Annotated in this window: 14 protein-coding genes; 12 read left to right on the forward strand and 2 right to left on the reverse strand. The window is 63.2% G+C overall.

All coding sequences use genetic code 11. The features are described from left to right. Nucleotide 1 precedes the first annotated feature (1 nt). On the reverse strand, nt 2-1,162 hold the full coding sequence (locus tag BD293_RS01245; protein ID WP_170207026.1) for a DUF418 domain-containing protein: 1,161 nt from the start codon (nt 1,160-1,162) through the stop codon (nt 2-4). 244 nt (nt 1,163-1,406) lie between these two features. Next, a complete protein-coding gene (locus BD293_RS01250; RefSeq protein ID WP_211840971.1) occupies nt 1,407-3,077 on the reverse strand; it encodes an alpha/beta hydrolase in 1,671 nt (556 codons plus the stop codon). Nucleotides 3,078-3,364: 287 nt separating this feature from the next. Between BD293_RS01250 and BD293_RS01255 the strand changes: the two genes are divergently transcribed. The 12 genes from BD293_RS01255 (at nt 3,365) to BD293_RS01310 (ending at nt 12,906) form a co-directional block, all read left to right on the forward strand. Beyond that, nucleotides 3,365-4,489: an aminodeoxychorismate synthase component I gene (locus tag BD293_RS01255; RefSeq protein ID WP_425467940.1), complete on the forward strand. Its 1,125-nt coding sequence runs from the start codon at nt 3,365-3,367 to the stop codon at nt 4,487-4,489. Beyond that, complete coding sequence (locus BD293_RS01260) at nt 4,444-5,088, forward strand: aminotransferase class IV family protein (protein ID WP_246086173.1); 645 nt, start codon at nt 4,444-4,446, stop codon at nt 5,086-5,088. Before BD293_RS01255 ends, BD293_RS01260 begins: the two co-directional genes overlap by 46 nt. 73 nt (nt 5,089-5,161) lie before the next feature. Further along, the gene (locus BD293_RS01265) at nt 5,162-5,374 is read left to right on the forward strand and encodes a DUF2805 domain-containing protein (RefSeq protein WP_142079458.1); all 213 of its coding nucleotides are present in this window, start codon (nt 5,162-5,164) and stop codon (nt 5,372-5,374) included. After that, complete coding sequence (locus BD293_RS01270; RefSeq protein ID WP_142079459.1) at nt 5,371-5,940, forward strand: pyridoxamine 5'-phosphate oxidase family protein; 570 nt, start codon at nt 5,371-5,373, stop codon at nt 5,938-5,940. The genes BD293_RS01265 and BD293_RS01270 overlap by 4 nt, the downstream gene beginning before the upstream one ends. A gap of 83 nt (nt 5,941-6,023) precedes the next feature. Beyond that, nucleotides 6,024-6,512, forward strand: coding sequence for a Na+/H+ antiporter subunit E (locus BD293_RS01275; RefSeq protein ID WP_142079460.1), 489 nt, complete (start codon nt 6,024-6,026; stop codon nt 6,510-6,512). Next, complete coding sequence (locus BD293_RS01280; RefSeq protein WP_142079461.1) at nt 6,509-6,835, forward strand: MrpF/PhaF family protein; 327 nt, start codon at nt 6,509-6,511, stop codon at nt 6,833-6,835. Before BD293_RS01275 ends, BD293_RS01280 begins: the two co-directional genes overlap by 4 nt. Further along, nucleotides 6,828-7,112, forward strand: coding sequence for a cation:proton antiporter (locus BD293_RS01285; protein ID WP_142079463.1), 285 nt, complete (start codon nt 6,828-6,830; stop codon nt 7,110-7,112). The genes BD293_RS01280 and BD293_RS01285 overlap by 8 nt, the downstream gene beginning before the upstream one ends. Then, nucleotides 7,109-8,035, forward strand: a complete 927-nt coding sequence (locus BD293_RS01290; protein ID WP_142079464.1) for a hydrogenase subunit MbhD domain-containing protein — start codon at nt 7,109-7,111, stop codon at nt 8,033-8,035. Before BD293_RS01285 ends, BD293_RS01290 begins: the two co-directional genes overlap by 4 nt. Then, nucleotides 8,032-8,334: an NADH-quinone oxidoreductase subunit K gene (locus BD293_RS01295; RefSeq protein WP_142079466.1), complete on the forward strand. Its 303-nt coding sequence runs from the start codon at nt 8,032-8,034 to the stop codon at nt 8,332-8,334. The genes BD293_RS01290 and BD293_RS01295 overlap by 4 nt, the downstream gene beginning before the upstream one ends. After that, nucleotides 8,331-9,800 carry a complex I subunit 5 family protein gene (locus BD293_RS01300; RefSeq protein WP_211840972.1) on the forward strand — a complete coding sequence of 490 codons (1,470 nt, stop codon included), beginning with the start codon at nt 8,331-8,333 and terminating at the stop codon, nt 9,798-9,800. The genes BD293_RS01295 and BD293_RS01300 overlap by 4 nt, the downstream gene beginning before the upstream one ends. Then, on the forward strand, nt 9,797-11,260 hold the full coding sequence (locus BD293_RS01305; RefSeq protein WP_142079468.1) for a complex I subunit 5 family protein: 1,464 nt from the start codon (nt 9,797-9,799) through the stop codon (nt 11,258-11,260). Before BD293_RS01300 ends, BD293_RS01305 begins: the two co-directional genes overlap by 4 nt. Then, nucleotides 11,257-12,906, forward strand: a complete 1,650-nt coding sequence (locus BD293_RS01310) for a complex I subunit 5 family protein (protein ID WP_142079469.1) — start codon at nt 11,257-11,259, stop codon at nt 12,904-12,906. The genes BD293_RS01305 and BD293_RS01310 overlap by 4 nt, the downstream gene beginning before the upstream one ends. The last annotated feature ends 91 nt before the right edge of the window (nt 12,907-12,997 follow it).

The following is a 12,997-nucleotide window of genomic DNA, read 5'->3' on the forward strand; positions in this document are numbered from 1 at the left end:
CTTAACCTGCCACGCCCCGCGCCTGCATGGGTTGATAGCGCAGTTGTGTCAGGCTGCGCCATAGCCATTCCCAAGGGCCATAGACAAAATATCTGAACCACAGATGCGCAAACGCCACCAGAACCGCAACAACCCCAAGCGCCAGCGCCACGACAGCAAGTGTGCCAGTCTGGCCGATCAGTTGCAGGCCCCAGCCATAGAACAAAGCCTGTCCGATAGCGGAAGACGTCAGATAACCAGTCAGGCTCATCCGGCCCAGCGGGGCGAGTGTGCGGTGCACCCAGCCAGCAGTCGGTCCATGCAGTGCAGCCGTCAACAGCATCAGATATCCCAGCGCCATCAGCGGCGTTTCCAGATACAGCCCGAACCAGATGCCTTGCGGCACCTCGATCCAGCGCAAGGCAAGACCGGCCACAAGCCCAACCGCAAGGCACAGCGCGCCCGCGCGTGCCATCACCCCGCGCAAGGCAAAGAACTGTGACGGCAGCGAACTTCTGCCCACGGCCAGCCCCAACAAAAACAGCCCCGACAGCATGAACAACCGCAACAACAACATCCCGGTCGCCGCGTCGGTCGCACCTGTGACCATGCTCAGGTTCTGGCTGACCGCATCCACATAATTGGGCGAGGCAAAGGCTTCCAGACTGTCATAGCGCCCTTCAGGCACGGGCACAGGCGGTCCTGCATTGCTTAGCGCTAAAGCCACCGGCCCCGCCAGAATAAGCACGGTCCCCAGACTGACAGTCACCCGTTGCGACAGCCGCGCAGCAAAAGGCAAAAGCAGCCCCAAGGCGGCATAGGTCATCAAAATATCGGCCCAGAACAGAAAGACCGCATTGAAGGCCCCAAGCGCTGCAAGAACAAGAAACCTGCGCAGAAGTTGAAGTATCGAGGTTTCCCCCTCGGGCCGGATGCGCTGCAAAATGATGCTGAAACTTAACCCGAACATGAACGAAAAGGCCGCCAGCGCCTTGCCATCAAAGAATACGGCCAGAAAGTTCCACGCGGCAATGTCCAACGGGCCAAGCATGTCTGCGCGCACATCGGGGCTAAGATAGGCAAGGCCAGACAGCGTCATCATGTTCATGATGATGACCACACCCAGTGCAACGGCGCGGACCGCGTCAATGCGGGTATTTCGCTGGTGTTCCGAGTTCGCCATCTTGCCGTCCTCCACCCCAAAACCCACCATTAATTTTAACCCGCCGCAGGGGGTGCAGCAGAATCTCCAATGAACACGTTAAATTATCGAACCCGCAGAAAAGTTCCAGTTTCGGACCAGAAATTGACCGGAATAGGCATTTTTCTGCCAAATTCCGGGTTTTCCGCGCGCATATGACGGCATTTTGAGTCGCGGCATGTCGCGCCGCTGTGACCTCTGCCAAAGCGGTCAGCAAGCCCCAAGTCTACCGCTGTTCTGCCGGAGCGACATGCGCGATCAGCGCATCAAGCGCCTCTTCGGACCAGTCCTGCCGGTCCAGCAGCATTGCCCATGCGCGCGCATAGCTGCCAAAGCTGTATCTGTGGCCATAGCCGCGTGGTGGCTTCACGGCGGTCATCATATCCACCCCGAGTTGCAGAAACGTCACCACTGGCAACCACGGAAAATCGGGCGAGACATCAGGCCCGCGCGGCGCGTCCATCCAGTCGGGGCGGCGCCATGCCGAACGCGGGTCGAAGAAGGTCACAGCGTCGCTGGCATGCTGCATATAGAGGATGCGAAACCTGCCCCAAGGTTCCGTAGAATTCGAGATCAGGCCGGTCTGGTTCATGAAGCGCACTGCACTACCATCGCCGTAAGCGGGCAGCCACGCAGGCGTGCCGGAGTTGCGATTGCGCGTCACTTCGGTCCATGTCGGACTGTTGAAGGGTGGACCGACCCACAATGCCCCATCGAAGGGATCGCCCACCACATCATGCAGATTATGGCTTAGCTCGGAATTTAACGCCCCAAGGCTTAGCCCATTCAGATACAGCGCAGGCCGCGTTTCAGGCGGCAATGTGCGCCAGTGGCCATAGACTGCGGCGAACACCTCGCGCGCGGTTTCCACCCCGTATTCAGGATCAGACAGCAGCGCCAGCCAGCTTGCCACATAGGAATATTGCACCGACACAGTCGCCACATCGCCATGCAGGATGTATTCCAGCGCCTGCTGGCCGGATGCGTTGACCGTTCCGGTGCCTGTTGGCGTGGCAATCACCAGCGTGCCGCGTGAAAAGGCGTCAATACGTTTGAGTTCGGCCAGCGCCAGTTCTGCGCGGGCCTGCGGGTCGAGGGCGGCATTCAGACCGACATAGACGCGCAGCGGTTCTTGGGCCGGGGCACCGGTCGCCGCTTCGATTTGCGCCTGATCCGGGCTGGCTGCGATCATGGCGCGCCCTGTTCTGCCCAGATCGGCCCAATCAATCAAAGATCCCGGCGCGCCTGTCTTGCGCGGATCACTGGGGCGGGGGCTGGTTTCCTCGAACACGCCGTCCAATCCCGCATAAACACGGTCCACAGCGGTGAACGCACCGCGCACCAGCACACCATTGCCGATATTCCAAAACAGCAGCGCCGTGACCGTAATCGCCACAAGAATGGCCTGCGGGCCGGGCAGAATGCGGGCCAATGCGCCGGACAACTTGCGCACCGCCAGCAAGGACAGCCGTGCAAACCAGATCATCAGCAAGAACACCGCCGCCGCCCCGCCCGCAATCGTGATGGGGCGCACAGTGTCCACAGGCGGCATATCCATCAGTGCGCGCAGCCCGTTTTGCCATTCCGACGCCTGCCACAGTGCCACCGCCGAGGCGATAAAGCACACCAGCAGCAGGCCCGCGCGCACATACAGCTTCGTGCGCGGCGGCAGATGGGGAAATTCCAGCCTGCTCCACAGCGATGACAGGACCAGCCCAATCGCATAGCCCGCCGCCAGACTAACCCCGCTCAGAACCGCCTGCACAAGGGTTTCACGCGGCACAAGGCTGGGGGTCAGCGAGGCCATGAAAAACAATGTGCCCAAGGCCAATGCCGGAAGGCTTGGCTTTGGAAGCCAGATACGGGCGTGGTGCGATGTCTGCGACGCAAGGCTCATCTGCGCACAAGGTCCGATTGCAGATCATGCACGACAGGGGGGTGCAAAATTGTGATGCAGGTGGTGCAGGTCAGAATAGGTTACCTCTGAATGTCATTTTCGTCATCACGAAAGGCATAAACACTTGCCCGGCAAGGGACAAGTATTTGGCTGTTCACGTCTGGGACAAATCAGGGCGCATGCCAGCCCCTGCGTGCAAGGCTGCCTGCGACACAATGAACCTCTTGTTGCATGTGCTACACTTGCCCTATCTGGGTGGTGCACATGCAACAAGGATGGGGTCACGCGTGCAGATACGGTTTGACAAAGGCCCTGATGACGCTGCCGTCTGGTTTGACGATGCGCGTGATCAGATAGTGGCCCGGTCCCTTGCCGATGTCGGGCCTGCCTTTGCGCAGATGCAACAGGCGCTGGACAATGGTCACTGGCTGGCAGGCTATGCAAGCTACGAGCTAGGCTATGCGTTAGAGCCGCGCCTGCACGCCACCTTGCCAGAGGGGCGCGCGCTGCCGCTGATCTGTTTCGGGGTCTATGACGCGCCCGCCCCAGCCGCCCCGCTTGCGGCAGGTCATGCAGCGCTGCACGGGCTTGTTCCGCGCTGGGATGCGGCGACCTATGCGCAGGTGTTTGCGCGGCTGCATGCGTGGATCGGGTCTGGTGACATCTATCAGGCCAATCTGACCTTTCCGATGGATGCACAGGTGTCGGGCACGTCTACAGCGCTCTATGCGGCACTTACAGCGCAGCAAAAAGTCGGGCATGGCGCGCTTGTCTTGCAGCAGGATTTGCCTGATCTTCTGTCACGCTCGCCCGAGTTGTTCTTTCGCGTCACAAGCGATGGGCAGATCACCACCCGCCCAATGAAGGGAACCATGCCGCGCGGGGCAACAGAACAGGAAGATGCCGCGCTGCGCGCGCAGCTTGAGGGTGATCCGAAAATACAGGCCGAAAATCTGATGATCGTGGATTTGCTGCGCAATGACATCAGCCGTTTATGCCGCATCGGCAGCGTCAAAGTGCCCGAGTTATTCGCCATCGAGACTTATGCCACAGTGCATCAGATGACCTCGCTTGTGACCGGCCAGTTGAACGCGGGGCACAAGGTGGGCGATGTGTTTCAGGCGCTGTTTCCCTGCGGCTCTATCACCGGCGCGCCAAAGCTGCGCGCGATGGAGATTATTCGCGCGTTGGAGCCTTGGCCGCGCGACGCTTATTGCGGGGCGATTGGCTGGTTCGCGCCGGACGGGCGCGCAGATTTCAACGTGGCGATCCGCACTTTGATGGTGCAGGATGACCGTGCAGTGTTGAATGTCGGCGGCGGTATCGTCTGGGATTCAACCGCCGCCGCCGAATATGAGGAAGCATTGTGGAAAGCACGTTACGCAACCGCGTTCCACACGGAACCCGCCTGATCGAAACATTTGGCTGGTATCCGGGGCTGCGCCATGCTGACCTGCATCTGGCGCGCATGGCCCGCAGCGCCAGCATTCTGGGCTTTCCATTCGACGGCACACGGGCGCGCGCGCGGATGCAGCAGCACAGCCCGACGCCCTTGCGGTGCCGCCTGACACTGGACGCCGCCGGCGCGCTGGAGGTGACGACCGCACCCTTGCCCCCGTCGCCCCAGTTCTGGCGCGTGCGCGTGGCTGGCGACCGTGTCCATGCAGATGATCCGTGGCTGGCGGTCAAATCGACCCAGCGCGCGCTCTATGACCGGATGCGCGCCGCCCTGCCCGAGGGGGTGGATGAATGGTTGTTTCTAAATGACCGCGATGAATTGGCCGAGGGGACGATTACCAATCTGTTCCTTGTCATGCCCGATGGACGCAAGCTGACCCCAGCGCGCGCGTGTGGCGTCTTGCCGGGGGTCTTGCGCGCGCATTTGCTGGCCGATGGTTGGGCCGAGGCCCGCCTGAGCCTGCGCGATCTGCACGCTGCCAGACAAGTGTTCATGGGCAACGCCCTGCGCGGCTTGATCCCGGCAAAGCTGGATCTGCAAGCCCACGCCTGACGCGCGGGCACCAAGCGTTGACTTTCGGTGCCCGCGCGACAGTTTGTCGGCCTGAACGCACAGGATGCAGCGCATGACCAGACCCGAGCAGACCCCTGAAACGATCAGCGAAATCATCGAGATGGCGCTCAGCGATCATGTCAGCTTCGCGCAAATCCGCGCGCAGCATGGGTTAGGGCCGGATGAGGTGAAAACCCTGATGCGCAAGACCCTGAAACCCGGCAGCTATCGCGCATGGCGCAAGCGGGTGCGTGACTTCGGCACACGGCGCGAGGTGTATAAATGAGTGCGGACCCGCACCCTTGGGCCGTTGATCTGGCCGATCTGCATGCACAGGTCTGGACGCGTTTTACGCGCGGGGTCCGCGACCGCCGCGCGCCCACGCGCCACCCCACCCTTGCCACGGTCACACCCAACGGCCTGCCCCAAGCCCGCACGGTTGTGTTGCGTGCCGCTGACCGGCGGGCAGGCAGTCTGGACTTTCACACTGACCTCCATTCGGCCAAGGTGACAGAGTTGCGCGCAACCCCCTTCGCGGCGCTGCATGTCTGGGACAGTGCCGCGCATTTGCAGATGCGGCTGGAAGGGGACGTGACCATCCTGTCCGGCGATGATGTCGCTGACATCTGGACGCGTGTGCCCGCGCCTGCGCGGCTGGCCTACGGCAGCACCCCTGCGCCGGGAAAGCCGATTGCAGACGGGCTGTCCTATGCAAAAAAAACCGATCCCGCTGCGTTTTGTGTGCTGCGTCTGCGCATTCTTGCAATGGATATCGTGCATTTGGGCGCCGATCACAGGCGCGCAAGGTTCACGCGCGCGAACAACTGGGCGGGGCAATGGCTGGCCCCATGACGCTGCATCTCGGCCATCCGATTGGCGGGCAAATGCAAACCCATGTGGTTGCGCCGACGCAGAGCGCCCCCTAACATAGACGTATGACCCGATTTTTGCTGACAGCTATTTTGCACCGTACACTCCTTCTGGGGGGTGTCTGGCTGGTTTTGACAGGGGTGGCGCTTGAGGCAATCGCCCTTGGCGTCGTGGTCACCGGCGTGGCGGTATGGCTCAGCCTGTATCTGCTGCCTGCAACCAACCCGCTGGTTCTGTGGCGTCTGGCACGCCATCTGCCGCGTTTCGTTGCGGGGTCCGTCATTGGTGGTGTCGATGTGGCCAGACGCGCCTTTTCCCCCAGTATGCCGCTGACACCCGGCTGGCTGGAGGTGCAAAGCGACCTGCCGGATGGTGCGCGCGCAGCCTTGGGCGGAGAATTGTCGCTGATGCCCGGAACGCTGTCGGCGGGCAGTCAGGATGGCAACTTGTTGGTGCATCTGCTGGATACGGATGCGGGCTTTGACGACGCCATCCCGCGCGAGCAAAGCGAGATTGCCGCGATTATCGGGCAAACGCAAGGAAGGCGGGCATGACCGTCTGGCTGCATATCGTGGCCATTGTGCTGCTGGCCAGCCTTGGTGGTGCGCTGTGGCGGGTCTGGCTTGGGCCGTCGCATTCCGACCGGATGATGGCGGCGCAACTTATCGGCACAAGCGGGGTTGCTGTGCTGATCGTGCTGGCGGCGATACAGGATTGGACAGTGCTGGTCGTGGCCTTGGCGCTGTCGCTCTTGGCCGCGCTGGCAGCGGTGGGGTTCGTCAAGGCGGAAAGCCCCGATGGCGCGGGCGACCCGGAAGAAGCGCGCCCCCCCGATGGGTGGCGCGATACGCCCGATGACAGGGCACAGGATGGCTGATCTGGCAACCTATCTGCTGACGGGATTGGGGCTTGTGTTCTTTGTCGCAGGCACGGTCGGTCTGATCCGGTTTCCCGACAGTTTCAGCCGCCTGCATGCGCTGACCAAAGGCGATAATCTGGGCCTTGGCTTCATCGCCCTTGGGATCGCCTTCCAGACCGAGACTTGGGCGCAACTGGCCATGCTGGCGCTGATCTGGGTGCTGGCGCTTTTGGCGGCGGGGACTGTGGCGCAGCTTGTCGCGCGCGCGGCCCTGACCGCATCGCGTGACCCATGAGCGTGGCGCTGGACATCACGCTGTGCGCGCTGATCCTTGGAGTGGGATGGGCGAGTGTGACCGGCCAAGGTGTCTTTCGGGCGGTGATTTTCTTTATCACCTACGGGTTGCTGCTGGCCATCGCATGGGCGCGGTTGGGGGCCTATGACGTGGCCTTGGCCGAGGCGGCGATCAGCGCAGGGCTGACAGGGGTGCTGCTTCTGGCCGCTTATGGCCGCCTGCGCCGCCTGAATGCAGGGGCAGAGCCGCCTATAGCTGTGAACCTGCCCGCCGCGGTCGTCGCTACCGGCATTGCCGCCGGGCTTGTCTGGGCATGGTTCGCCTTGCCTGCGCCCACCGCGCCCGATCTGTCGGAGGTGCTGCCGCAATCGGGTGTCGGCAATCCTGTGACGGCGGTGCTGCTGAATTTCCGCGCATGGGACACGCTGTTGGAAAGCATTATCCTGCTGGCCGCGCTGATCGGGGTGTGGATGCTGGCGCGCGATGATGCGTGGGAGGCCCCGCTGGGCCTGCCCTATCACGCGCGTCCGGGGGGCGTGCTAGCCAGTTTCGGGCGCGTTTTACCGCCCATTGGCCTGATCTTCGGGGTCTATCTGGTCTGGGCGGGTGCCGATACCACTGGCGGGGCGTTTCAGGGCGGCACTGTGCTGGCGGCGGTGTGCCTTGTCACGATGATGGCGGGTATCTTGCGCGCCCCGCGGGTGGCGCAACCGGCATGGCGCGCGGCATTGGTCCTGGGGCCGGGGGTGTTCTTGCTCTCTGGGCTGGCGGGCGCGCTGTTCGCGCAGGGGTTTCTTGGTCTGCCGCCCGATCTGGCAAAACCCGCCATCGTGACAATCGAGGCGGCGCTAACTGTGTCGATTGCCGTCACACTGGTTTTGCTGGTAATTGGCCCGCCGGATGACGGGGGGCACGTGGCATGAGCCTGAGCGTCTTTGCCCTGACAGGGGCCGCATTGGTGGGGCTTGGGGTGTACGGCCTTTTGGCGCGCGCGCATATGCTGCGCCGCGTGATTGCGTTCAACCTGATCGGCTCTGGCCTGTTTTTGTTCTTTGGCGCGGCGGCGGCGCGCAGCACAGACGTGGACCCGATCCCGCAGGCGTTGATTATCACCGGCATTGTCGTCGCCTTGTCTACCAGTGCGCTGGCTGTGGGGCTGGTGGTGGCGCTTGCGCGCAGCACTGGCAAAGCCTATCTGCCCGACGATGAGGGCGGCGCGTGATCGCGCTGATTGCAGGCCTGACCCTGCCGCTTCTGGCCGCATTGGCAAGCATTGCGCTGCCGCTTCGCGCGCGGGTGCCTGCGGCACTGCTGGGCGTGGCGCTGACGCTGATCGCGTCGCTTTGGCTGGCGGTCGAAGTCTGGCACAATGGCCCGGTTGCGCTGCTACTGGGCGGATGGCCCCCCCCCATTGGCATTGCGTTGCAGGCAGATGGTCTGGGTGCGGCGCTGGGCGTGATGACCGCGCTGGTCATGGTGGGTGTTGCATTGGCCGCGCGGGTCGAGCTGGCGCCAAGCGTTGCGGGCGCGCGCGCAAGTTTCGGGTTCTGGCCGCTGATGCTGCTGTTATGGGGCGCGCTGAACGCCGTGTTCGTGTCGCGCGACCTGTTCAACCTGTATGTCGGGCTGGAGTTGATTACGCTGACGGCCGTGGCGCTGGTGGCGATCTCGGGCAAGGCGCAGGCCATCGCCGCTGCCTTGCGCTACTTGTTATTCGCGCTGGCCGGGTCGCTGCTGTATCTGGCGGGGGTGGTCCTGACCTATGCCGCGCATGGCACGTTGGATATCACGCTTCTGGCGACGCGCGCGCCTGCACCAGGGGATGCGCTGGCACTGGGGCTGATGACGGCTGGATTGCTGGCCAAGACGGCGTTGTTTCCGTTTCACGTCTGGCTGCCGCCTGCGCATTCTGCCGCTCCCGCGCCTGCCTCGGCGCTGCTGTCGGCGCTGGTGCCCAAGGCCTCGTTGCTGATCGTGCTGCGGCTGTGGTTCGAGGCGATGCCCGATCTTGCCGCCCCCAGTGCCCTGCTGGTGCTGGCGAGCCTTGGGGCGATAGCGGTGATCTGGGGCGGGGTGCTGGCGCTGGTGCAAAAGCGGCTGAAATTGATTGTCGCCTATTCGACAGTCGCGCAGCTTGGCTATGTGTTTCTGGTCTTGCCGCTGGCCGGGGGCGACGGGGCCGCACAGCCTTGGGCGGCGGGGGCATGGACCGGCGGGATATTCCAGATGCTCAGCCACGGGCTTGCCAAAGCGGCCATGTTTCTGGCCGCTGGCATCTATCTGGCGGCGGTGGGCAGTGACCGGTTGGGCGATCTGCGCGGGCAGGCGCGGGCCTTGCCGATGACAGGCTTTGCCTTTGCACTTGCGGCGGTCACGCTGATGGGCCTGCCCCCTTCGGGCGGGTTCACGGCGAAATATCTGCTGATGACTGCGGCCTTTGCATCGGGCCAATGGGCTTGGGCGTTTGTGCTGGTTGGCGGCGGTTTGCTGGCGGCGGCATATCTCTACCGCCCCTTGGCCGCACTGTTCGCGCGCGAGGTTGCACGCACGCCGCGCCCGATTTCACGCCTCTGGCAAGCGGTGCCTTTGGTGCTGGCCGCGCTGTCGATTGCACTGGGCCTGCTGTCGGCTGTCCCGTTTGATTTTCTGCAAATCGGACGCCCCGACCAAGCGGCGGAGGGGTTATGACCACGGCCCTGCCTGTGCTGGTTCTGATGACCTCGCTTGTGCCCGCAGCGATCACGTTTTTTCTGGCACAAGACAGCCATACCCTGCGCAACACTTTGCAACTGGGCGGGGCGGTGCTGAAGCTGGGCCTGATTGTCTGGATGCTGTTCGCTGTGGCGGGCGGGGCGGCTTATGAGGCAGAGTTTCCGCTTGCCCCCGGTCTGGTGGTGCTGTTGCGTGTCGATGCTTTGGCACTGCTGTTCATCTCGCTCTCGGCCACACTGTGGTTCCTGACAACCATCTACGCGATTGCCTATTTCGGCACCAAGGCAGAGTTGTCGCGCTTTTTCGGGTTTTTCAGCCTGTGCGTGGCGGCCACGACGGGGCTTGCGCTGTCGGGCTCGTTGATTTCATTTTTCATTTTCTTCGAGTTGCTGACGCTGAGTACATGGCCACTGGTCGCGCATAAGCAGGACAAGCCGTCGCTCGCGGCGGCGCGGGTTTATTTTGCCTTTGCGCTGCCGGGGTCTGCGGCGCTGCTTTGGGCGATTATCTGGCTGGAAAGTGCGACCGGCCCTGTCCTGTTTACAGAGCCGCCGGACCTGAGCGGGCTGGACCCTGCCGCCCTGCGCGCCATTTTCGCGCTGTTTATTATTGGGGTGGGGGTGAAAGCGGCGCTGGTGCCGCTGCATGGCTGGCTGCCCGCCGCGATGGCCGCGCCCGCGCCTGTCTCGGCGCTGCTCCATGCGGTGGCGGTGGTGAAAGCGGGGGCATTTGGAGTGGTGCGCGTGGTCTATGATGTGTTCGGGGCTGAGAACATGACCGCGCTGGGGGTGGGCACCCCTTTGGCGATTGTCGCGTCCTTTACCATTGTCTGGGGGTCTGTCCGCGCCTTGCAGCAAGATGAGATCAAGAAGCGGCTGGCATTCTCGACCGTCTCGCAGGTCAGCTATGTTGTGTTGGGGGCGGCCCTTGCCAGCCCCTTAGCAATGATTGGCGGCTTGGTGCATCTGATCCATCAGGGCCTGATGAAGATCACGCTGTTTTTCTGCGCTGGAATTTATGACGAACGCGCGGGTATCAAACGCATTGACGGGCTGAACGGTATGGGCGCGCGGATGCCGCTGACCTCGGTCTGTTTCAGCATTGGGGCGATGGGTATGATAGGCTTGCCGCCACTGGCGGGGTTTGTCAGCAAGTTCTATCTTGGATTGGGCGCGCTAGAGGCAGCCGCGCCGTGGGTTCTGGTGGTGCTGCTGGCGTCAACCTTGCTGAATGCGGCCTATTTCCTGCCGCTTCTGTATCGGCTGTGGTTTCTGCCTGCCGCGTCCAATGCGACAGGGGATGAGCGCGCGCCGGGGTTGGTGGGGCCTGCTGTCATTACGGCAGCGGCGATTGTGGGGGTAGGGGTGCTGGCCGCCAGCCCGATCAGTCCGCTGGGCTGGGCCACGCTGATCGTTACACGGGGGTATGGACCATGACCGCGCTGTATTCCGGCTCTCTCGTGCCATTTGCGGTGCTGCTCTGGCCTTTGCTGGTGGGCTTGGCCCCCATTGTGCCGCGCTGGCGGCAAAATGCGTTGCGCTTGCTGCCGTTGGCCCCTTTGCCAGCATTGGTCTTTGCGCTGGCAGGGGCTCCGGGGGCTGTGGTGTTGCCGGATCTGATGCTGGGGGTTGAACTGGCAGGCGTGCCCGATGCCGCCCTGTTTCTGGGCATGACCGCCTTGGTCTGGACGATTGCAGGCTGGTATGCGGCGCTGAGCATGACGCGCGGAACCGAAGCCGGTATTTTCGCAGGGTTCTGGTGCCTGACGCTGGCTGGCAATCTGGGCGTGTTTCTGGCCGCTGATGTTATCACATTTTATCTGGCCTTCGCGGCGGTGTCGCTGGCGGCGTGGTTCTTGGTTGTGCATGACCGCACCGACGCGGCCCTCAGGGCAGGGCGCGTCTATATCGTACTGGCCGTGCTGGGCGAGGCGGCACTGCTGAGCGGCTTGATGATCGGCGCGGCAGAGGCAAGTGACTTGCAGATCGCCACTGTCCGCGACGCTTTTGCAGAGGCCCCGCTGGGCCAGTTGGGCGTGGCATTGCTGATCGCAGGCTTTGGCATAAAGGCGGGGATGGTGCCGCTGCATGTGTGGTTGCCGCTTGCGCATCCGGCAGCACCGGTCGCGGGGTCGGCGGTGCTGTCGGGCGCAATCGTCAAGGCCGGTCTGATCGGCATGGTGCTGTTCGTGCCAGAGGGCACAGCCTGGGGCACTGTGCTGATGGTGCTGGGCCTAGTGGGGGCGTTTGGTGCCGCGCTCTGGGGGCTGACACAGCGCAACCCAAAGGCGGTGCTGGCCTATTCGACAGTCAGCCAGATGGGGCTGTTGCTGGCCCTTCTGGGTGCGGGGTCCGAGGGGGTCGCCTATTTCGCACTGCATCACGGGTTGGCCAAGGCAGCGTTATTTCTGTGCGTGGGGGTCATGGTGCTGTCTGCCAGCACATATCAGCGACGCGTTGTGCTGGGTCTGGCCGCAGTGCTGGGCCTGTCGGTCGCAGGCCTGCCGCTGACGGGCGGCGCGCTGGCCAAGCTGGCCGCCAAGGAGGGGATCGGCGATATATTCGCACTGGCCGTCACCATGAGCAGTGTGACCACGACCCTTGTCTTGGGGTGGTTTCTGATCTGTCTTGCAGGGGTTGGGACGAAAACAAGCGCCGCACCCGCTTGGCAAAGCCTGTTCGCAGGTGTTGTTGTGCTTGCCGCAAGCGCGTTGACCGTGCCTTGGGTGCTTTGGTCGGGAGTGGTTGCCTTGCCGCCCGACTACCCGCTCCGGCCTGCAAATCTTCTGGACGGGGTGTGGCCCGTGCTGGTCGGGCTGGCGCTGCTTGTCCTTATCCGCCGCGCGAAAGTGGCCGAGCATCCCCCCGGTGATTTGCTGTTGCTGACCAAAGGCTGGGCGCTGCGCGCCCCCGGCCACTCCCTGTTGGCATGGCGCGGCAGGCGCAATCGCCACCGCATCCTCTTGCGGCTTTTGTTGCGTGTCAAACATGGGGAAAGGTGGCTGCTGCACTGGCCTGTCGCTGGATCGGCCCTGATGGGGGTGGCGCTTGTGCTGGCGGTACTGGTCGGGCTGTCCCGCTGACGCAGGCCGCCAGTGGGGCTTGTGTCTGGAACTAAACCGCTCAGGCCTGCGTTTTGGTTCTGTAAGCAAAATTGCGACGTGACGGAAAGGA

Source organism: Roseinatronobacter monicus (genome assembly GCF_006716865.1).
In the GTDB taxonomy this organism is placed as follows: Bacteria; Pseudomonadota; Alphaproteobacteria; order Rhodobacterales; family Rhodobacteraceae; genus Roseinatronobacter; species Roseinatronobacter monicus.